We start from the raw sequence: 17,980 nt of genomic DNA on the forward strand, positions 1-17,980 counted from the left end.
CCCCCGTAGGTGGCCCATGGAGCGCCGCACGCTGCTCTCGCTTCTCGCGGGCGGCCTCACCGGGGTCGCCGGGTGCGGGACGCCCGAGGGCGAGACGGAGACGCCGACCCCCGAGGAGGGGACCGACGCACCGACCGAGACGCCGACGACCGACGCGCGCGTGGAGCGGTCGCTGACGCTCTGGAACCCGACGCCGGACCCGGTGTTCACGACCGTCGTCGGCGTCCGCGGCGACCGCGACGTGTTCTTCGAGAACCGCGACCTGCTCCCCGGCGAACGGACGGCGCTCTCGGTCGCCGTCCCGACCGGGGAAACGGCGGTGCTCGTCGAGACGGACACCGGCCTGCGGGCCCGGTCGGGATGGGTCGTCGACGCGGCGTTCGAGGGGCTGGAGGTCGTCCTCGGTCGGGACGGCGCGGAGTTCTGGCGGACCGTCTCGTGCGACGCCCGAGGAGAGTGTTCGCTCGCGGCGGCAGTCCCCGACGACGGTCCGAGAATCGACCTCCCGCTCGTCGGCGACGGCTCCGCGCGGTGGTACGCACCCGCGGGCGTCGTCGTGGAGAACCCCGGTCCCGAGACGACCGCTCGACTCCGCATCGACCTCGGGGACACGGTGCTCGTCGACCAGGCGTACCGGGTCCCGTCGGGGGCGAGGCTATCGATTCCGGTGACGTACCGAAGCGGAGACTACCGCGTCGCCGTCGAGACCGACGAGCGACGCGTCGAGACGGGGTGGCCGGTGCCCGACGAGCCGACGAAGTACATCGACGTGTCGAGCGGGACGACCGGCTGTGGTCCGGCGAACACGACGCTCACGGTCGCCAACCGCGACGACGAACCCCATCGGCTCTCGCTCCGGGTCGACCCCGCGGGCGGCGGCGAGTCGTTCGACCGCGTGCTCGCCCTCGACCCCGGCGAAGTCCGCGAACTCGTCCCCGTGACGGCCTCCGGAGCGCACGCCCTGTCGGCGACCCTCGAAACCGGGGCGGCGGTCTCGGGAACGTGGTGGTCGTGCCCGCCGCGCGGCCCCGCGAGCGTCGTCGTCGATGCCACCGGAACCGTCTCGTTGCGGGTTTCCGGCCCGCAACCGGGATAAGTCGCACGGGTTGCCGCAATCCCCTGACGGTTCCGCGTCGGTCCGCGACGGGGTAACCTCGAACGGTTACATTGAGGTGGGAATCACTAACCCGACAGCGGCCGTATATAATCAACGAGGATTACAATGACTGAACTCGGTGGTTATCATGACAGGGTCGCTCGGGTGGACCTGTCATCCGGCGACATCGCGTACGAGGGAATCGACGACGAGGACGCGCGGAAGTACATCGGGGCCCGCGGCCTCGGCGTGAAGTACGTCTTCGACCAGGGACCGGACGTGGACCCGCTGGGGCCGGACAACCTCCTCGCGTTCATGACCGGCCCGCTCACCGGCACGCAGACCGTGATGAGCGGTCGAATCGCGGTCGTGACGAAATCCCCGCTCACGGGGACCGTCACCGACTCGCACCACGGCGGCTGGAGCGGCGCGCGACTCAAATGGTCCGGCCTCGACGGCCTGCTGTTCACGGGCAAGGCCGAACACCCGAGCTACGCCATCGTCGAAGACGGCGAAGTGACGCTCCGCGACGCCCGTGAAATCTGGGGCTGGGGCGTCCACGACACCATCTCCGAACTCGAAGCCGAAGTCGACGGGAGCCTCGGCAAGAACCTCTCGATAATGGCCATCGGCCCCGGCGGCGAGAACGAGGTCAAGTTCGGCTGTATCGTCAACGAGGACGACCGCGCGTCCGGCCGCGGCGGCACGGGCGCGGTCATGGGCTCGAAGAACCTCAAGGCAATCGTCGTGAAGTCCGGCACGAGGATGCCGAAACCCGCCGACGCCGACACGTTCAAACAGGGCTACCAGCAGGCGATGCAGCTCATCCGCGAGTCCGAGGTCACCGCGCCCAACGAGGGCGGCCTGTCGCTGTACGGGACGAACGTCCTGATGAACGCGGGCGAAGAGCTCGACGGCCTCCCGACGAAAAACGGGAAGTACACCTCGACCGCAGCGATGCGAGACGCCGAGGGCGCAGACATCGACTCCGAACGCGTCTCCGGCGAGAACGTCCGCGAGAACATCCTCGTCGACGAGCCGACGTGTCACTCCTGCCCGGTTGCCTGTAAGAAGGAAGTCGAGGTGTCGGTGATGCACAAAGGCGAGGAGCTGAACGTCCGCGGCGAGTCCTACGAGTACGAGTCCGCCTACGCGCTGGGCCCGAACTCCGGACACACCGAGCGCGACGAAATCGCCGTCATGATCGACCGCTGTAACGACATGGGCGTCGACACCATCGAGATGGGCAACATGATGGCGATGGCGATGGAGATGTCCGAGCAGGGCAAGCTCGACGGGCTGAGCGAACAGCTCGACTGGGGCGACACCGAGCGCATGATCGACCTCATCACCGAGGTCGCGAACCGCGACGGCGACCTCGCAGACGCCCTCGCGGAGGGGGCGAACGGCCTCGCAGAGCGCTTCGACGCATACGACAACTCGCTGGCCGTCAAGGGCCAGACCATCCCGGCGTACGACCCGCGCTGCATGAAGGGCATGGGCATCGGCTACGCCACCTCGAACCGTGGCGCGTGCCACCTCCGCGGCTACACGCCGTCCGCCGAGATTCTCGGCATCCCGGAGAAGCACGACCCCCACGAGTGGCGCGGCAAGGGCGAGCTCGTGGCGCTGTTCCAGGACATGCACGCCATCTCGGACTCGTTCGACATCTGCAAGTTCAACGCGTTCGCGGAGGGCATCGAGGAGTACGTCCTGCAGTACAACGGCATGACCGGCCGCGACGTGACCGAAGAGGAACTGCTCGAAACCGGCGACCGCATCTACACGTTAGAGCGGTACTACAACAACCTCGCCGGCTTCGACGGCTCCGACGACTCGCTGCCGGGACGCTTCGTCGAGGGCGACGAGGCGATGCCGGGACAGGGCGCGTCTGAGGGTCAGCTGTGCGAACTCGACGAGATGAAAGAGGAGTACTACGCCCGCCGCCAGTGGGTCGACGGCGTCGTCCCCGACGAGCGTCTCGACGAACTCGGTATCGACATCGGCCCCGGCACGGGCGTCTCCCGCGGCGACTCGCCTGCACCCGCCGACGACTGAGCCGACGACTGGAACGACCACCCGGTCCGACCCGGTCGCGGTCGACACCCACTCGACTCACGCATTTTTCGACCGATTACGAACCCCAGTAGCGGCGAGTCCGCCGACGAGCGCCGCGGCGGCGACGACGCCGAGTCCGATGAACGCCGTCGGAGAGACGAGTGGGAAGTCGACGACCGGCCCGACGAGGTGGAACGCGGCACCGACGACCGCCGCGCCGACGGCGAGTCGAACCGAACCCTCCCCGCGGTACGTTCGCGCCCCGACGCGTCCGAGCGCGAGGCCGTAGGCGACGAACGGAAGTTCGTACACCCAGTAAACCACCGGGAAGCCGCCGGCGGCGAACGTATAGAGCCGGTAGTAGTCGCCCTCGTAGACGACAGCGTACAACCCCTGTCCCGGGGCCGTGTAGTCGCTGTAGAAAAAGCGGTCTGGCCAGTCCTCGTCGCCGTAGACGATGTGTGAGCCGTCTGGCGATTCGATGGCCTGCCGAACCGCATCCTGTGCGTCGGCGTCGAGTTCGTCGTACCGAAGCACGGGCGTCTCGTCTCGGACCTGCGACGCGTCGATTTTCGACGCCGAGAGAGACACCTGCTCCGACCAGTCGGCCATCGTCACCGGCGCGCCGACGAGCGAGACGGCGACGAGGAGCGCGAAGACCGATGCGACGAGTCGCCGGGACATAGGCGTTCCACGTTGTCAGATCGGTGAATATCTTCTGGGGCCGACGCCGACTATCGGAACGGGGAGAGCGACGCCACCGCCCCGCCGAGGCCGCCGAAGACGACGCCGAACACCAGTCCAGAGAACGCCCCCCAAAGCGGGAGGCCGACCGAGTCCCCGTCGAGGTCGGTCGGGTGGAACCCGGTCGAACCGATGCGGACGAACCCGTCCGCGTTCGGGGGCACGTCGCCGAGGCCGACGCGAGCGACGAGCGCGGCGACGGCGACTGCGGCGGCGAAGCCGAGCGCGACCGACGACCCCGTGACGAATCCCTCTGCGGGGCGTCGGGACCACGCCGCGAGGCGCGCTGTGACGATGCCCGCGAGGAAGACGCAGGCGGGCGGCAGTGCGCCAAGCCAGTACCACGAGTCGGCCGCGCCGTCGAACCCGTCGACGAGGTTTCGGAGGACGACCGCGCGACCGGGGCCGGTCGTCTCGACGAGTCGAACGGGCAGGCCCATCGCGCCGCCGAACGTCCAGACGGGGACGAACACGGACGGGACGGGTTTTCCGGCGGTCATCTCGGTCGCGGCGTCGAGCGTCGAAAACGAGCCGTCGGTGGCGAGGGCGAGCCAGCCGGCGACCGCGAGCGTGCCGGCGACGAACGCGGCGACGCCGGCGGCGAACCCGGTCGGAAGGAGGGCGCGACCCTCGTCGTCGCGGGGGAGTGAGTAGAGACGCGGGAGCGAGGAGGGCATGCGTGCGACCGTGGTCGCCCGCGAGACGAGTATCTTGGGGGAGGCGACGGGTCAACGAACAGGGCTGGCGGCGCTCAGACGACGAACCGGAGAACCCAGAGCGCGCCCATGCCGACGAGGATGGTCGCGAGCACGCGCTCGGTGTACCACGCGGCGAGTGCGGCCAGCGCGCCGGCGATGAGTTTCTCGTTGCCGACGGAGACCGCGAGGTCGCCGGTGGGCGCGAGGAGCGCGGGGAAGACGAGCGCCGCGAACACGGCTGCAGGGACGTACTCAAGCGCCGACTCGACCGCCGGCGGCACGTCGTCGATGCGGCCAAACAGGTAGATGAACGACCCGCGGATGGCGAACGTGAGGACGCCCGCGAGGGCGATGACGATCCAGACGGTCGCCGAGTCGTAGCCGGTCGGCATTCAGGCATCGCCTCCGAGGGATTCGACGCCGAGGCCGGCGAGGACGCCGACGACGGCCGCGACGATGATGTCGAGGTGGAACGGGACGCCCGCGACGACGACGCCGGTAGCGACGAGGCCGCCGACCAGACACGACGCGCCGGACGCGCGGTCCTTCAGCGTGGGGACGAGCAGGGCGAGAAAGACGAGCGGTGCGGCGAAGTCGAAACCCCACTCGGGCGGGAGCCCAGAGCCGAGCAGCGCGCCGGCGACGGTCGTCACCTGCCAGACGAACCACAGCGACGCGCCCGCGCCGACGTAGTACGCGAAGCGGTCGGTCTCGCCGTCGCGGCCGTAGCGGGCGATGGAGACCGCGTACGCCTGGTCGGTCAGGAGGTACGACGCGAGCGCCTTCGACCGGGCGGTCAGGTCGCGGAAGTACGGCGCGATAGAGGCTGAGTACATCATCGTCCGGAGGTTGATGACGACCGCCGTGCCGACGACGATTGCCAGCGGCGCGTCCGCGCCGAGGAGTTCTATCATGGCGAGTTGTGACGCGCCCGCGAAGACGAGACTGGAAAAGCCGAGGGCGTGCGTGACCGACAGCCCCTGTTCGACGGCCGCGACGCCCGCGACGAGGCCGAACGGCGCGATACCGAGTTGGAGCGGCCCCGCGGCCCGGACGCCGTCGAGGAGGTCGGAGGAAACGGTTGGCATCTGTCGGTAGCAGGTCGCGGCCCCCGAAATAGCCGTCTATCGTCGGGCGGTTTGCCGGCTTTTCGGCCTACCGCCTGACAACGGCGACCTCACGGATTTCGAGCGCCGTCTCGAACTCGTCGCGGCGGTCGGCGTCCGCGCCGACACGTCGGAGATGTTCGGCGTGCGCCCGGCGGACCGCGTCGACCTCGCGGTGCGAGAAGTCGAGGTCGAGTCCCTTCGTGTCCCAGTGGCCCAGCGGGACGAGAAACACCGCCGTCTCGTCGTCCTCGTGGACGCATTCGAACCCCTGTGCGTACTCGGTCGCCCGCCCGTCGAGGTACGCCTGCGCCCGGTCGAGCAACAGCGGGAGGCTGCTTGCGGGGACGCTCGCCTTCGCGGCCGCGAGCATGATGGCCGTGCCGTCGATGGCACCGCCGCGGGGCGCGTCGTCGTCGCCGTCCGGCGCGAGGCGCTCGCTGAGTCGTTCGCGCCCCGGCCGCCGGTCGCCGTCGGCTCCCACGGTCATCCCCCCGCGCGCATCGCCTTTCGGGCGAATCGCTCGACGAGGTCGTCGAGCGTCTCCTCGTCGCCCTCGAACGCGAGTTGCACCTCGGTGAGCTGGATACTGCTCGTTATCGTGACCTCCTCGGTCTCGATGTCGACGGCCCAGTCGGGGCCGACCACGCGGCCGTCGCCGTCGGCCTCGCCGCCGAGTCCTTCGAGGTACTGAATCGCGAGGCGGGGCGAGATACCGCGGAACGCTCGCTGGCGGCGCGCCACGTCAGCCCCCTGCGACCGGCGGGAAGACGCTCACGGCGTCCCCGTCGTCGAGCGTCGTGGCCATCCCCTCGAGGTGGACCACCTCGCGCCCGTTTTTCAGCACGTTCACGTGCGGCTTGACCTCGCCGTCTTCGATGAGTCGGCCGGCGAGACCGTCGTACTCCGCTTCCAGCGACTCGAGGACGTCTCCGACGGTCGCGTCGTCGTCGACCCGCCAGTAGATGGACTTCTGGCCCACTACCTCCCGAAACGTCGCGAAGAAGCGTAATTCGAGTTCCATACCCCTTGTCGGCGTCCACGAGACAAAAAGGTACGTCGCGGGTGGCCACAGCGGACGGTCGGCCGGACTTATCGGAGTCACTAATTCAAATAAACTGCAAGATTATCGTCTGAAAGATCTCAACCAATTAAGTAGAAAGAGCGTCGAAACGTCTCGATCGAATGGACATTCCAAGCGCCTTCGATACCGACCCGCGCGGGCCGGATAAGTGCGGTCGGTGCGAACCGTTCGACAACGGTCGAATCATCCCCAATTAGTGTCGAACGGCCCGGCCGATTACCGTCCCGCGTCGCGGACCTCGATACGACCGACGGACTCGACGGTGACGACGAAGTCGGCGTAGTCGAATTCGAGCGACGCACCCGTCACACGCGGTGCTCCGGGCGTGTTGCGGCCGAACAGGGCGTCGAGGGCGTCGGTGTCTACGTGCTCTGTGAGCGGCGGTAGCTCCGTCGGGTCGCGGCGCGTGTGTTGGTTCACGGCCGCGGCGACCGCCTCAGAGATCGGTTCGGTACGCTCGCAATCGTACCAAACCCGTGTCGGTTCGAACTCGTCTCGGAACTGCGTGTCTGATGTGATGATGGTTTCGTCCCCCCAGTATCGTCCGTTCGATACGTTGTTTTGTTGTGTTATATTTCTTGCGTACTATCGGTATGTTCCTTTGCAAGTGTTGTAGTAATACAATACTATCAGTCGGAATCGACTGCTAAACAGGCCGAGAGCGGCGAGTTATCGGAACATCGACCCGCGATGACGGCGGAAACCGGGGTGGCACGTCACCGCGAGCATGTTCATGGGGCGGAGGAGACGGCTCGGGAGGGACAAAAAGAGGTGGCAAACGAACGAATCGGAATGGAACGAGCGGGGACGTAATCGCCGTCCCGACACCGCGCGGACTGGTCCGGTCAGGCAGCGGGTGCCACGTCGGTCCCCCACGTGACGCGGCGGTACGACTCGTCGAGGGCCTGCGCGTCCTCGGGGAGGAGGGCCGCGACGAGGAACGTCGGATACTGCTCGAAGTGGTCGACCAGCGCGGCGATGCGTTCGGCGTCGATGGCCTCGACAGAGTCGAGCAGCATGAACGGGACTTCCTCGTACACCTCGTGGACGAGGTAGCCCGCGAGGGCGAACACGAGGCCGACGACCTCGCGCTCGCTCTCGCTGAGGTGGTCGATGGAGTCCTCGTACACCGCTCCGGAGTCGGACGCGCGGACGATGTGGAGTTCGAACTGGGTCTTTTCGACCTTGCGACGGCCCTCTCGGACCCGACGTTCGACCTGCTCCAGCCAGACGCGCTCGATGTTGTCGTAGCCGAGGAGGTCAAGGACCGTCTCCATCTCCTCGTTGAACGCCTCGACGGCTGCGGTCGTCAGCGACCGAATTCGGGTTCGCGCATCCTCGAGTTCCTCCGTCACCTGTTCGCGTTCGAGTTCGAGTGCTTCGCGCTCATCGAACCGGTCGTCGAGCGCGTCGAGGTCGTCGTGGACCGACGCGAGGTCGTCGCGTGTCCGGTCGAGCGTGAACTCGACCTCGTTGAGCTTCTTGTGGAGTTCGATGAGGTCGCCTTCGGCCTGCCCGCGGAGGTCCGACGCGTCGGCTTCGAGCGCTTCGACCCGTTCGGCGAGCTTCTCGCGCTGGTCGGTCAGCGAGTCGATTTGCCCGGTCCGTCGGTCGAGTTCGTCTTCGAGGCGCTGAAGCTTATCCCGGAGCTTCCGGCGGTCGCGCTGGGCTTGTTCCGCCGCCCGCATCGAGCGTTCGAGTTCGTCGAGTTCGCGGCGGAGTTCGGCGCGTTCCTCGCGCTGTTCGTCTCTGACCTCGCGGAGGCGGTCGGTCGTCCCCCGAATCTGGTCGCGGTCGACCTCGGTGCCGCAGGTCCAGCAGGTGATCGTCTCCGAGGAGACGAGTTGGTCCGTCACCGAACCGCCACCGACCGCGCCCAGCGAGTCCTCGACGAGGTCGGCCTTGCCTTCGAGCACGTCCTCCGTGTACTGGACGATGGTCTGGAGCTCCGAAATCGTCGAGTTGAGCGACTCGATACGCGACCGAATCGACTCGATGCGGTCGTTCGCCTCGCCGCGGTCGACCTCGTCGGCCTCGAACGAATCGAGTTCCGACTGGAGTTCGGAGCGCTCCTCGCGGAGCGATTCGACGCTCTCGCGCTCGCTCTGGAGGCGGAAGCGGACCGTTTCGAGGTCCGACCGCGCCGACTGGAGGTCCGACAACACCTCGTCTAACGCGGCTTGGTTCTCGCGTTGCGATTCGACCGTCTGGTCTTCGGCCTCGATTTCGGCTTCGAGGTCGTCGCGCTCGGCTTCGAGGTTCTCGATTTCGGCTTCGAGGTCGTCGCGCTTCGCTTCGAGCGACCGGCGGTCGGCCTCGAGCGAGTCGAGCGAGTCGAGTTGTGTTTCCACCTGCGTCCGTCGGGTCTGGAGGCGCTCGATTTCGGCCTCGATGGCGTCGGTGTCGACCGGTGCCATGATGACGTCGTGGAGGTCCCGCTCCGAGACGACGGCCCGGCGCGCCTCGTTTGACCCGAGAAGGAACGCAAAGCGGTCGGCGGTCGTCGTGTCTTGGAGATACGGCGTGCCGTCGGTCGCGACTGACCCGTTCTCGCGGGAGAGGATGCGGGTGTAGGTCCGGCCGTCCAGTTCGAGTTCGACCGACCCCTCGTCGGCGTCGCCCTTGAGACTGGCCGCGTCGCTCCCGAACGCGCCCATAAGCGCGCGCAGGAATGACGTTCGGTTCGTCGCGTTGCGTCCGGTCAGAACGGTGACGCCGGGTTCGAGCCCGACGGTTCGTTCGTCGATACCACCGATGTTTCGTATACGGACAGTCGCCGTCTGAAGTGCCTCTGAATCGTTCATGTTTCGGATGTGGTGTGTTGGTGAGCCCGAATCGCTACTCGTCGCTCTCGTGTTCGCAGTCGCAGTGCCCGGAGTTGAGGAGCGTCGTCGGGGTCATTCGAGTGTCGCAGTCCGTGCAGGTGACGCGGATGTCTACTTCGACCTCGTAGGTGCCGATGAAGACCGCTTCGGCCTTCACTAAACGGTCGATAACATCGATAGTCACCGTCCGAAGTCGGGATCGGAGCTTCCGAATCGTCGCGAGTCCCGACTCGGTCGCGCTCTGTCCGTCTTCGTCGTCTTCACGTTCGACGTTTCGGTGTCGTTTGAGGTAGTTATACACCGACTGATAGGAGATGATGTCCGACTCCAACTGGTCGATGTCGACGCCGCGCTCGCGGAGCGTGTTCCGCGCGTCGGTGCGGCTCCCCGCGGTCACATCGTCGCTTGTCAGGAGCCGGTAGAAGTTCTCCGCCTCCCCGTCGAGGACGTGCGCGCCGGCCTGGTCCAGCGCGGCCCGGATGAGTCGCTTGTTCACGTCAGCTTCGAGTTCGCGGAGGCTCCGTCGCTCGCGACCCTCGCCGAGCCACGCGTCAACAAGGTCGTCACCGAGGCCGTCAAGACCGTACCGGTCCGCGATGCGCTCTATCTTCGGACCTCGGCCGCCGCGGCGGGAAACCGTGCTTCCAGAATCTCGCATTGTGACCTCGCTACCCGGACCTTAGCGTGCAGTACCCTAAACGTTACTTATGGATTATCAGAGGTGATAAAACTAGAACACAAACGAGTTACACGACATACGCCGACGTTCTTACGGATTCCGGGGAATAAATGAGAGATATCAGTAAACGAGAGAACCACCCGATGCTAGACGACGGCGGGTTTTCGCCATTATTCCTCACGAACTGTCACCCAGAGGTGGACCTCCCGGTAAGCGTTATCAACCGTCGGCGACGCCGGCGGTGCGCCCTCGTAGAGGAGGTACGTCAGTCGCAGGCGCTCGCCGGTCATCGTCGGGCGGACCTCGTGCGGCTCGTGCCACGTCTCGTTGTGTTCGAGTCGGGGCGTGAACGTCCGGAGTTGCTCTGACTCCAATACGGTCGTCGAGTTGTTTGACACCTCGACGCGCTGGAGCACGGTGACGACGGTGTAGTTCACCGTCCGGTGTTCCTGGTTGCCGACGCCGAGGACGAGCGACGCGGGCTCACCGCGGACGAGTTCCTCGGGGTAGTTGTCGGCGGTGAGTTCGTCGTCGCCGTCTTCGGTCAGGAGATACAGTTCCGTGAACGACTCACCGTCTTTCGGCACGGCCACCGCGTAGCCGACGCTGGCGGTCGCGAGGACCACGCTCACCACGAGGACGACGTTCAGCATCGCGTCGGTCCCCGACGCCGGGTTGAACAGTTCGTCGCGCGCGGCGGCGAACCAGCGCTGGTAGGGGACTTCCAGCCGTTCTTCTTCGGGGAGCGCCGACCGGCGGGCCGCCGCGAACGCCGTGGCGACGAGCGTGAAGCCGCTCACGGCGACGAGGATGGGCACGAGTCGAATTCCCCACGGCGTGAAGTTGAGGACGAGCCCGATCAGGGGGACGACCGCGATGCTCGTCCCGAACGAGAGCGCGACCCGCTCGATACCGTCGATTCCGCCCATCCGGTCGTGGTCCTCGGGGGCGTCTATCGGCGGACCGCGCTCGGGGAACAGCGCCGCGATGAGGGCGTAGCCGGGGATGAAAAGCACGAACGGCAGGCCGACGATGACTCGGAGCGGCGTCCCCTCCAGCCCGGGCGTGAGCGTCGCCACGAGCGTGAGCGCGACCCCCGCGAGGACGACCGCGAGGTCGGCCGGGAGCGTGCGAAGCGGCTCGGGGAGGAACAACCGCCAGTCTTGGCGCTGCGACATCTACCCGAAGTGGGAAACACGAGCACAAAAATCATTTGTCAGCCGCCGGCGGCCGCGGCTGCGCTACTCGACCGGGCCGACCGGCTCCGACGCGCCCGCACCGTCGCCCGAATCAGCCGACTCGGGCGCGCCTGACTCGTCCGGGGCGACGAGCGAATGGGCCGTCTCGACCAGTTCGGCGGCGTCCGCGTCACTCACCGAGAGCCCGCTGTAGGCCGCGCGCTCGTAGCCCGCGGTGAGCGATTCGAGCGGGTCGGCGGGCGCGACGCCGGCGTCGACACACCGGTCGCAGAACTCCCAGTGCGTCGCGGCGTCGTCGACGTCGGCGGCGGCCCCGAGCGATTGTCGAACGCCCGCGTAGGCCACGACCACCGCGTCGTTCGGCCGCCCCGCGTCAAGTGCGTCGGCCGCCGAATCCAGCGCCGAAGCCTCGGTCGTCGCCTGCTCTGGCTCGGCCGGTTCGTCGCTCTCCGTCGCGGCCGATTCGGCGACGGTCGCCGCTCCAGCGTCGTCGGCGCCGTTCCGCCGGAGGAGCACGGCGGCGACAAGACCGACAACTGCGGTCCCGGCGACGACCCACGCGAGGTCGAGCGGGTCGAACGGGAGCCCGCCGGAAGCGCCGTTTCCGGCCTCGTCCCCGGTGGCACCGTTCGAGAGCCGGATGCTCGCCATCGCGTCGGACGATTCGAGGTTCGTCCCCTCGCCGTCGAAGGCGACCGAGACGGTCGCGTTCTCGGTGGTCACACCGCTCGGAAGGTCGATAGTCGTCCGGTACGCGCCCGATTCGCCGGTCGTCGTCACGGCGACCTCGCGCTCGTTGACGCTGACGGCGACCGACTGGCCGCTCACGGCCTCGCCCTCGTCGGTTTCGAGGCGACCTTCGACGACGACCGTTCGGTCGGCGGTCTCGCGGGCGCGCACGTCGAGCGTCGTCCCTTCGGTTTCGAGCGGGACCGCAATCGTCGCCGGGGCGAACGCGACCGCCCTGCCGTCGCCGTCGGGTGCGATGCGAATCGACGCCGTGTCTGTCGCGGTCGCGGGGACGGTCGCCGAGACGGCCGATGCGCCGCTTTCGTTCGTCGCCGGCGCGGTCGCCGATGACCCGGCGAAGCTCGCCGAGACCGGGTAGTTCGACACCGGCGTCCCGTTCACGCTGACCGTCGCGCGAACCGAGACGGCGTCGGCGTAGCCGTAGGCCGGCGCAGACGGCTCCGACAGCCTCGCGGTCGCGTTCACCCGCGAGACGGCGACGGGAACGACCCGCTCTGTCGCCTGATACATCGACGCGTCGTCCGGGAGGTACCGGACCGTCAGCGACTCGGTGCTGACCGGAATCCGCGTCGGCCGGTAGGTCAGTTCGAACGAGCCGTCGGGGGCGACCGCCGACTGGACCGTCTGCCCGCCGACCGCGAAGCGGGCGGTCGCCGTTTCGACCGGCGTGCCGTTGTCGGCGACGAGCGACCCGGAGAGCACGAGCGGGTCGGTAAAGGAGATGTTCCGGTCGTAGTCGGCGACGGTGAGGCTGGTGGCGACGAACTCGCGTGAGACGATTTCGTCGCGCTGCTCGGAGACGTTCGCCTGTACGTCCGCGATTTGGGCGCTACTCTCCGCGAGGTCGCCGTCGGTCCGGTTCGAGATGACGTCGAACGCCTCCAACAGCCGGTCTGACTGCGTCTCGCCGTCCTCGGCGAGCCGCGTCAGTTCGCGGGCGAGTTCGCGGGCGCGTTCGTCGTTACCGGTCCGCCTCGCCGCCTCGTACTCGCGGCGCGTCTCGCGGAACTCGCTGACCGTGTCGACGTACTCCCGCTGGGTCTCGCTGACGGTCTGGTACTCCCCGCCGGCACCGTCGCCGCCGACCTCGCCCTCGACGTCGATGTACTTGCCGAGCGAGTCGTCGTAGTCGTCGCCGAGCGCCGCCTTCGCGGCGGCGTACTCCCCCTGACTGAGCTGCAGGGTGCTCGCCCCGATGTCGCCGTTGAGTTCGCCCGAGAGGTACGACAGCAATCGGTCGAGTTCGTTCTCGTCGTCGACCTCGTCGGGGTTCTCGTGGAGGACACCAGTGCTGTTGTTCGTCGCGTTCGCGGTCTGCTGCAGCGGACCTGGGGTCGGTCCAAACGCCGATACTCGGTCAACCGTCCCGAGAGACGCCGGCGCGTCCGCGCTCGGGGCGGGCGCGTCGGCGGCCGCTCCCGTAGAGACCGCCGCTACCGGCGCTGTCGCGACGAGACAGCCGACGACCAACATCGTCCAGAGCAACCGCACCGGGCCGCCCGATTCACCACGCACTACCCGTAGCCAGACGGGGGGACCTAATGGGTTTTGGCATTCGCCGACTCGCCCCGGCGCCCCCGGGCGCGTGATTCGCAGACTGCGATGTATTAACGCCGGGTTTAACGGCCCGATCTGACCCGGGAACGCGCGGCAAATCCTCGGGTCCGCGCGGCCGGCTGCGGCCCGCTCCAACACAAACATTCAACTTGGGCGGCACGAATCGAATCCACGATGCTTCCGACCCGCCGGTGGGCCGCGCTCGCAGGCGTAGCCTGCTTCCTCGCCGTCTACGCGGTCGTCCTCGACGAGCCGACGCCGCTTTTCGCAGCCTGCGGTCTCGCCGCGTGGCTCGTCGTCGCGCAGGTCGACGCCGTCGGGACGATGCGCGCGGTCGACCGCGACCTCTCGGCGGGCGTCTCGGTCGATCCCACGTCGGTGTACGTCGACGACCGCGCCGCGGTGACGCTGACGGCGTCGCTGTCCGAGGCCGTCGACGCGCCCGTCGAGGTCGAACTCGTCGCGCCGCCGAGTGTGAACGCGCCCGGGCGGGCGCGCCGGACGGTCGCGTTCGACCCCGGAGAGACCGCCGGGTCGGTCACGTGCAGTGTCGAGTTCCCCGTCGCCGGGCGAATCGCGTTCGACGAGGTCGAAGTCGACATCGAGGACCGTGCCGGCTTCTTCACCGAGACGCTGACGCTCGACGCCGACGCCCGCTGCCTGGTCGAACCGCCGGCCCCCGACGGCATCCACGTCGGTCGCGGCGGCGAACTGGTTGGCGCGTCTTTCGGCGACCACTCCAGTGACCAGACTGGACCGGGACTCGTCCCCCACGAGACGCGGCAGTACCTCCCCGGCGACACGCTGTCGCAGATCGACTGGAAAACCACCGCGCGCATGGACCACCCGTACATCCGCGAGTTCGAGTCCGAGTCGGATTATCTGTTGTCGCTCGTGGTCGACTGCGGTTCGAACATGAACCGCGGTCCGACCGGGCGAACGATGCTTTCGTACGCGCGCGAGGTCGCGCTCGGCCTCATCGACGCCGCCGACTCCCACAGCGACCCCGTCTCGGCGCAGTTCGTCGGCGACGCCGGGACGACGTGGGAGTTCGGCCCCTCGTCGTCCTCGAACGCCTACCAGACGATTCGACGGCGACTGCTCTCGATCGAGCCGACCGCGCGCTCGCGTCGCCCGGTCGGCACGTCCCGGCCGGTCGCCCCCGAAGACGCCCGCGAGCGGGGTCGCCTCCTCGATGGTGACGACTCGGCGTTCGCGACGACGCTTCGCCCGTACCTCCACGACGGCGAGAGCTACGTCTCGCGGGTCAGCGACCGGCCGATTTTCGACGCGGTGAAGTCCGCGTGCTCGCGGTCCGACCGGCAGGACCACCTCGTGCTCGTCACCGACGACTCGGCGAGAGTCGAGACCTACGAGGCGGTCGTCGTCGCGTCCAAGCGGAGCAGCCAGACGAGCGTCTTCCTCACGCCGACGACGTTCTTCGACGACGCCGCCGGGAGCGCGGGCGACACCGACGGTCTCGTCGCCTTCGAGGAGTTCCGAAAGCGACTCGAACGACTGCCGAACGTCACCGCCTACGAAGTCGCCCCGAAGAGCGCGATGAACCTGGCAACGGACCGCGCCACCACAGCGGAGTGAACACCGATGGAGACACCTGTGAACCAGAGCGAACGGACGATTCGAACCGTGTTGGACGCGAACGAACTCACCCCGATGGACGTGGTCGGCGTCCTCTGTGTCACGCTCGTGGCGGGACTGACGAGCGGGCTGTGGGGCGTCGCCGCCGGCGTCCTCGTCCTCGCCGTCGCGGCAATGACGACGGGGCCGCTCGCGTTCGTCGTCGCCCAACTGACCGCCGTCTCGCTTTTCGGGGACGCGAGCCTCGTCGCACTCGGTAGCGCGCAGCTCGCGGCGTTCCCGCTCCTCGCGAGCGCGGCGTGCGCGTGGCCGCCGGACCGGTCGCGACTCGCTCGGCTGGCGGCTGGATACGTCGTCGCGCTCGGGATGGCGTGGGCGCTCTGGACGTCGCTCCGGTGGGCGTGGCAGGCCGCGCTGGTGGCCGTCGTCCTCGCGGCACTCGCCGCCTACGGGCTCCACCGCTACGAACGTGTCGCGCTCGGCTTCGTGAGTGCGTCGGACACGGGGGCTGGGCGATGAGCGCGGACAGCCCCGCGGACCGACCCGACCGCGAGTTGGCGAACGGCGAGACCCGCGCCGTCGTTTCGGCCGCGACCCGAGGCGACGGCGATGCCGGTCGGGGTGACACCGACGAGTCGGCGCCCGACCGCGCCAAAGCCGCCGACCTCCGGCGCGAAAACGCCCGACTCAGACAGCGCTACGAGGCGCTCCGACGGGGTCGATACCGACAGACTGCCGTCGCGCTGGCCGCGCTCGGCGTCGCCGGTCTGCTCGGGGGCGCGCTGTTTCCGCCCGTCAGGGAGACGCTCGTCGTCCTCGGCGCGATCGGGCTGTTCGCCGCGGCGGTGACGCGGTATCTCAGCCCCGAGCGGTTCATCCCCGTCGGCGTCGGCTCGTCGGTGTTCGGCGCGCACGCGAGCAACCACGCCGCCGTCGTCGATGAACTCGGCCTCCAGGACACGATGGTCTACGTCCCCGACGCCAACCGCGACGCCGTTCGGCTGTTCGTCCCGGAGCACCGCGGCTACGCGCTTCCCGACGCCGAGGCGCTCCGCGACACCTTCGTCGTCACCGACGACGAACTGGCGCGCGGCGTCGCCTTCAACCCCAGCGGCGGCGGCCTGTTCGACGAATTCGAGCGGAGCCTCGACGGCCCGCTCGGCGACGACCCCGAGACGCTCGCCCGACAGGCGACCGACGCCCTCGTGGAACTGTTCGAACTCGCCGAAACCGCGGCCGCCGAGACGGACGCCGCGGACGGTCGCCTGACGGTCCGCGTGGAGGACTGCCGGTTCGGGTCGGTCGAGACGTTCGACACGCCCGTCGCGTCGTTCATCGCCGTGGCCGTCGCCCGCGGTCTCGACGCACCGGTCGTCGCCGAGGTCGCCGCCGGCGAGGAGATGGACTTCGCCGTCACCTGTCGGTGGGACGTCGAAGACGACGAGGAAAGCGAGCCGTCCGCGGCCGCGGCGTCGGAGGCTGAGGGTGAGGCCGACGCAGGGGCGGTCGAGTCCGAAGGAACAGAAGTCGAAGCAGAAACACAAACAGAAGCAGAAGCCGACGAGCGATAGCCGACGCCCTCAGTCGTCGTCGCCGGCGACGGACGGCGTCGCCGACTCGTTGAGGTCGACTTCGGGCGTCGGAACGGTGTCGACGACCTCCTCGACGACCTCTCGGGGGTCGCGTCCGCTGATGTCCGCCTCGGTCCCGAGGACGAGGCGGTGCGACATGATGATGGGCGCGAGCCGCTTCACGTCGTCCGGAATCACGTAGTCGCGGCCGTGAATCGCCGCGGCGGCCTTGCCGGCCCGGAGGAACGCAAGCGACGCGCGGGGCGACGCGCCGAATTCGACCGCGGCGTGCGTCCGCGTCGCGCCGACGAGGTCGAGGATGTAATCGAACACCTTGTCGTCGACGTGCACGTCCGTGACGACCTGCCGGGCCTTCCCGATGTCGGCGTCGTTGATGACGTTCGAGATGTCCGAGGGTTTGAGCGACGGCGAGCGATCGAAGCGTTCGAGAATCTCGCGCTCGTCGGCCCGCTCCGGGATTTCGACGACGACCTTGAACTGGAAGCGGTCGCGCTGGGCCTCCGGGAGGTTGAACGTCCCCTCGTACTCGATGGGGTTCTGGGTGGCGACGACCATGAACGGGTAGGGGAGTTTGAGCGTCTCGCCCTCGATGGTCACCTGCCCCTCCTCCATCGCTTCGAGGAGCGCGGACTGCGTCTTCGGCGTCGCCCGGTTTATCTCGTCGGCGAGGACGACGTTCGAGAAGACCGGCCCCCGCTGGAGGTCGAACTCGCCGAGGTTCTCGCGGTAGATGTGGGTGCCCGTGATGTCGGCCGGCAGCACGTCGGGCGTCATCTGAATCCGCTGGTAGTCGAGGTTCGCGGCGTGGGCGAACAGGTTGGCGATCGTCGTCTTGGCCACGCCAGGGACCCCTTCGAGGAGGACGTGCCCGTTCGTCAGCAACGCGATGGTGAGCGCCTCTATCGCGTCCTCGTTCCCGACGAGGAGTTGCGATGTCTCGTCAAGGATGGCCTCGTAGACCTCTTCGGGAGCACTCATATACGAGACACTCGG

Annotated in this window: 18 protein-coding genes; 5 read left to right on the forward strand and 13 right to left on the reverse strand. The window is 68.1% G+C overall.

The genetic code is table 11. The features are described 5' to 3' along the window. The first annotated feature begins 16 nt into the window (after window positions 1–16). Window positions 17–1,096, forward strand: a complete 1,080-nt coding sequence (locus tag AM590_RS02580; RefSeq protein WP_058826079.1) for a hypothetical protein — start codon at window positions 17–19, stop codon at window positions 1,094–1,096. A gap of 126 nt (window positions 1,097–1,222) precedes the next feature. Beyond that, a complete protein-coding gene (locus tag AM590_RS02585; RefSeq protein WP_058826080.1) occupies window positions 1,223–3,154 on the forward strand; it encodes an aldehyde ferredoxin oxidoreductase family protein in 1,932 nt (643 codons plus the stop codon). 57 nt (window positions 3,155–3,211) lie between these two features. On the opposite strand, the gene AM590_RS02590 is transcribed toward AM590_RS02585, so the two are convergent. The 12 genes from AM590_RS02590 to AM590_RS02645 all read right to left on the reverse strand — a co-directional run bounded on the left by AM590_RS02590 (window position 3,212) and on the right by AM590_RS02645 (window position 13,712). Next, window positions 3,212–3,838, reverse strand: a complete 627-nt coding sequence (locus AM590_RS02590; protein WP_058826081.1) for a hypothetical protein — start codon at window positions 3,836–3,838, stop codon at window positions 3,212–3,214. Window positions 3,839–3,888: 50 nt separating this feature from the next. Beyond that, on the reverse strand, window positions 3,889–4,575 hold the full coding sequence (locus AM590_RS02595) for a hypothetical protein (RefSeq protein WP_058826082.1): 687 nt from the start codon (window positions 4,573–4,575) through the stop codon (window positions 3,889–3,891). Between the two features lie 74 nt (window positions 4,576–4,649). Then, window positions 4,650–4,988 (reverse strand): AzlD domain-containing protein, encoded by a 339-nt coding sequence (locus tag AM590_RS02600; RefSeq protein ID WP_058826083.1) that lies wholly within the window; start codon window positions 4,986–4,988, stop codon window positions 4,650–4,652. Beyond that, window positions 4,989–5,684, reverse strand: a complete 696-nt coding sequence (locus AM590_RS02605; RefSeq protein WP_058826084.1) for an AzlC family ABC transporter permease — start codon at window positions 5,682–5,684, stop codon at window positions 4,989–4,991. 67 nt (window positions 5,685–5,751) lie between these two features. Continuing rightward, window positions 5,752–6,192 (reverse strand): hypothetical protein, encoded by a 441-nt coding sequence (locus tag AM590_RS02610; protein ID WP_058826085.1) that lies wholly within the window; start codon window positions 6,190–6,192, stop codon window positions 5,752–5,754. After that, window positions 6,189–6,446 carry a hypothetical protein gene (locus AM590_RS02615; RefSeq protein WP_004042070.1) on the reverse strand — a complete coding sequence of 86 codons (258 nt, stop codon included), beginning with the start codon at window positions 6,444–6,446 and terminating at the stop codon, window positions 6,189–6,191. The genes AM590_RS02610 and AM590_RS02615 overlap by 4 nt, the downstream gene beginning before the upstream one ends. A gap of 1 nt (window position 6,447) precedes the next feature. After that, window positions 6,448–6,726 (reverse strand): ubiquitin-like modifier protein SAMP3, encoded by a 279-nt coding sequence (gene samp3, locus AM590_RS02620; protein WP_004975684.1) that lies wholly within the window; start codon window positions 6,724–6,726, stop codon window positions 6,448–6,450. Window positions 6,727–7,002: 276 nt separating this feature from the next. Further along, a complete protein-coding gene (locus AM590_RS02625) occupies window positions 7,003–7,230 on the reverse strand; it encodes a HalOD1 output domain-containing protein (RefSeq protein ID WP_172795745.1) in 228 nt (75 codons plus the stop codon). Window positions 7,231–7,631: 401 nt separating this feature from the next. Beyond that, on the reverse strand, window positions 7,632–9,590 hold the full coding sequence (locus tag AM590_RS02630) for an archaea-specific SMC-related protein (RefSeq protein ID WP_058826087.1): 1,959 nt from the start codon (window positions 9,588–9,590) through the stop codon (window positions 7,632–7,634). Between the two features lie 34 nt (window positions 9,591–9,624). After that, window positions 9,625–10,269, reverse strand: coding sequence for a rod-determining factor RdfA (gene rdfA, locus AM590_RS02635; protein WP_058826088.1), 645 nt, complete (start codon window positions 10,267–10,269; stop codon window positions 9,625–9,627). Window positions 10,270–10,460: 191 nt separating this feature from the next. After that, entirely contained in the window at window positions 10,461–11,468 is a 1,008-nt protein-coding gene (locus AM590_RS02640; RefSeq protein ID WP_058826089.1) for a DUF1616 domain-containing protein, read from the reverse strand. 63 nt (window positions 11,469–11,531) lie between these two features. After that, window positions 11,532–13,712, reverse strand: a complete 2,181-nt coding sequence (locus AM590_RS02645) for a DUF4129 domain-containing protein (RefSeq protein ID WP_058826090.1) — start codon at window positions 13,710–13,712, stop codon at window positions 11,532–11,534. Between the two features lie 258 nt (window positions 13,713–13,970). Here AM590_RS02645 and AM590_RS02650 point away from each other — a divergent pair, with 258 nt between their 5' ends. Genes AM590_RS02650 through AM590_RS02660 form a run of 3 tightly spaced genes read left to right on the forward strand, consistent with a single transcriptional unit; the run spans window position 13,971 to window position 16,966 of the window. Beyond that, window positions 13,971–15,395, forward strand: a complete 1,425-nt coding sequence (locus tag AM590_RS02650; protein WP_058826091.1) for a DUF58 domain-containing protein — start codon at window positions 13,971–13,973, stop codon at window positions 15,393–15,395. An 18-nt stretch (window positions 15,396–15,413) separates the two neighbouring features. Beyond that, window positions 15,414–15,914 (forward strand): hypothetical protein, encoded by a 501-nt coding sequence (locus AM590_RS02655; protein WP_058826092.1) that lies wholly within the window; start codon window positions 15,414–15,416, stop codon window positions 15,912–15,914. Further along, window positions 15,911–16,966: a hypothetical protein gene (locus AM590_RS02660; RefSeq protein ID WP_058826093.1), complete on the forward strand. Its 1,056-nt coding sequence runs from the start codon at window positions 15,911–15,913 to the stop codon at window positions 16,964–16,966. The genes AM590_RS02655 and AM590_RS02660 overlap by 4 nt, the downstream gene beginning before the upstream one ends. A 9-nt stretch (window positions 16,967–16,975) precedes the next feature. Here the strand turns inward: AM590_RS02660 and AM590_RS02665 are convergent, their stop codons facing one another. After that, a complete protein-coding gene (locus AM590_RS02665; protein ID WP_058826094.1) occupies window positions 16,976–17,965 on the reverse strand; it encodes a MoxR family ATPase in 990 nt (329 codons plus the stop codon). Between the last annotated feature and the right edge of the window lie 15 nt (window positions 17,966–17,980).

The sequence above is a fragment of the Haloferax sp. Q22 genome (assembly GCF_001482285.1).
Classification (GTDB): Archaea; Halobacteriota; Halobacteria; order Halobacteriales; family Haloferacaceae; genus Haloferax.

Excerpts from the sequence above, each read along its gene's own strand:
- AM590_RS02580 (WP_058826079.1), top strand. The coding sequence starts at position 17 with ATGGAGCGCCGCACGCTGCTCTCGCTTCTCGCGGGCGGCCTCACCGGG.
- AM590_RS02585 (WP_058826080.1), top strand. The coding sequence starts at position 1,223 with ATGACTGAACTCGGTGGTTATCATGACAGGGTCGCTCGGGTGGACCTG.
- AM590_RS02590 (WP_058826081.1), bottom strand. The coding sequence starts at position 3,838 with ATGTCCCGGCGACTCGTCGCATCGGTCTTCGCGCTCCTCGTCGCCGTC.
- AM590_RS02595 (WP_058826082.1), bottom strand. The coding sequence starts at position 4,575 with ATGCCCTCCTCGCTCCCGCGTCTCTACTCACTCCCCCGCGACGACGAG.
- AM590_RS02600 (WP_058826083.1), bottom strand. The coding sequence starts at position 4,988 with ATGCCGACCGGCTACGACTCGGCGACCGTCTGGATCGTCATCGCCCTC.
- AM590_RS02605 (WP_058826084.1), bottom strand. The coding sequence starts at position 5,684 with ATGCCAACCGTTTCCTCCGACCTCCTCGACGGCGTCCGGGCCGCGGGG.
- AM590_RS02610 (WP_058826085.1), bottom strand. The coding sequence starts at position 6,192 with ATGACCGTGGGAGCCGACGGCGACCGGCGGCCGGGGCGCGAACGACTC.
- samp3 (WP_004975684.1), bottom strand. The coding sequence starts at position 6,726 with ATGGAACTCGAATTACGCTTCTTCGCGACGTTTCGGGAGGTAGTGGGC.
- AM590_RS02630 (WP_058826087.1), bottom strand. The coding sequence starts at position 9,590 with ATGAACGATTCAGAGGCACTTCAGACGGCGACTGTCCGTATACGAAAC.
- rdfA (WP_058826088.1), bottom strand. The coding sequence starts at position 10,269 with ATGCGAGATTCTGGAAGCACGGTTTCCCGCCGCGGCGGCCGAGGTCCG.
- AM590_RS02640 (WP_058826089.1), bottom strand. The coding sequence starts at position 11,468 with ATGTCGCAGCGCCAAGACTGGCGGTTGTTCCTCCCCGAGCCGCTTCGC.
- AM590_RS02645 (WP_058826090.1), bottom strand. The coding sequence starts at position 13,712 with ATGTTGGTCGTCGGCTGTCTCGTCGCGACAGCGCCGGTAGCGGCGGTC.
- AM590_RS02650 (WP_058826091.1), top strand. The coding sequence starts at position 13,971 with ATGCTTCCGACCCGCCGGTGGGCCGCGCTCGCAGGCGTAGCCTGCTTC.
- AM590_RS02660 (WP_058826093.1), top strand. The coding sequence starts at position 15,911 with ATGAGCGCGGACAGCCCCGCGGACCGACCCGACCGCGAGTTGGCGAAC.
- AM590_RS02665 (WP_058826094.1), bottom strand. The coding sequence starts at position 17,965 with ATGAGTGCTCCCGAAGAGGTCTACGAGGCCATCCTTGACGAGACATCG.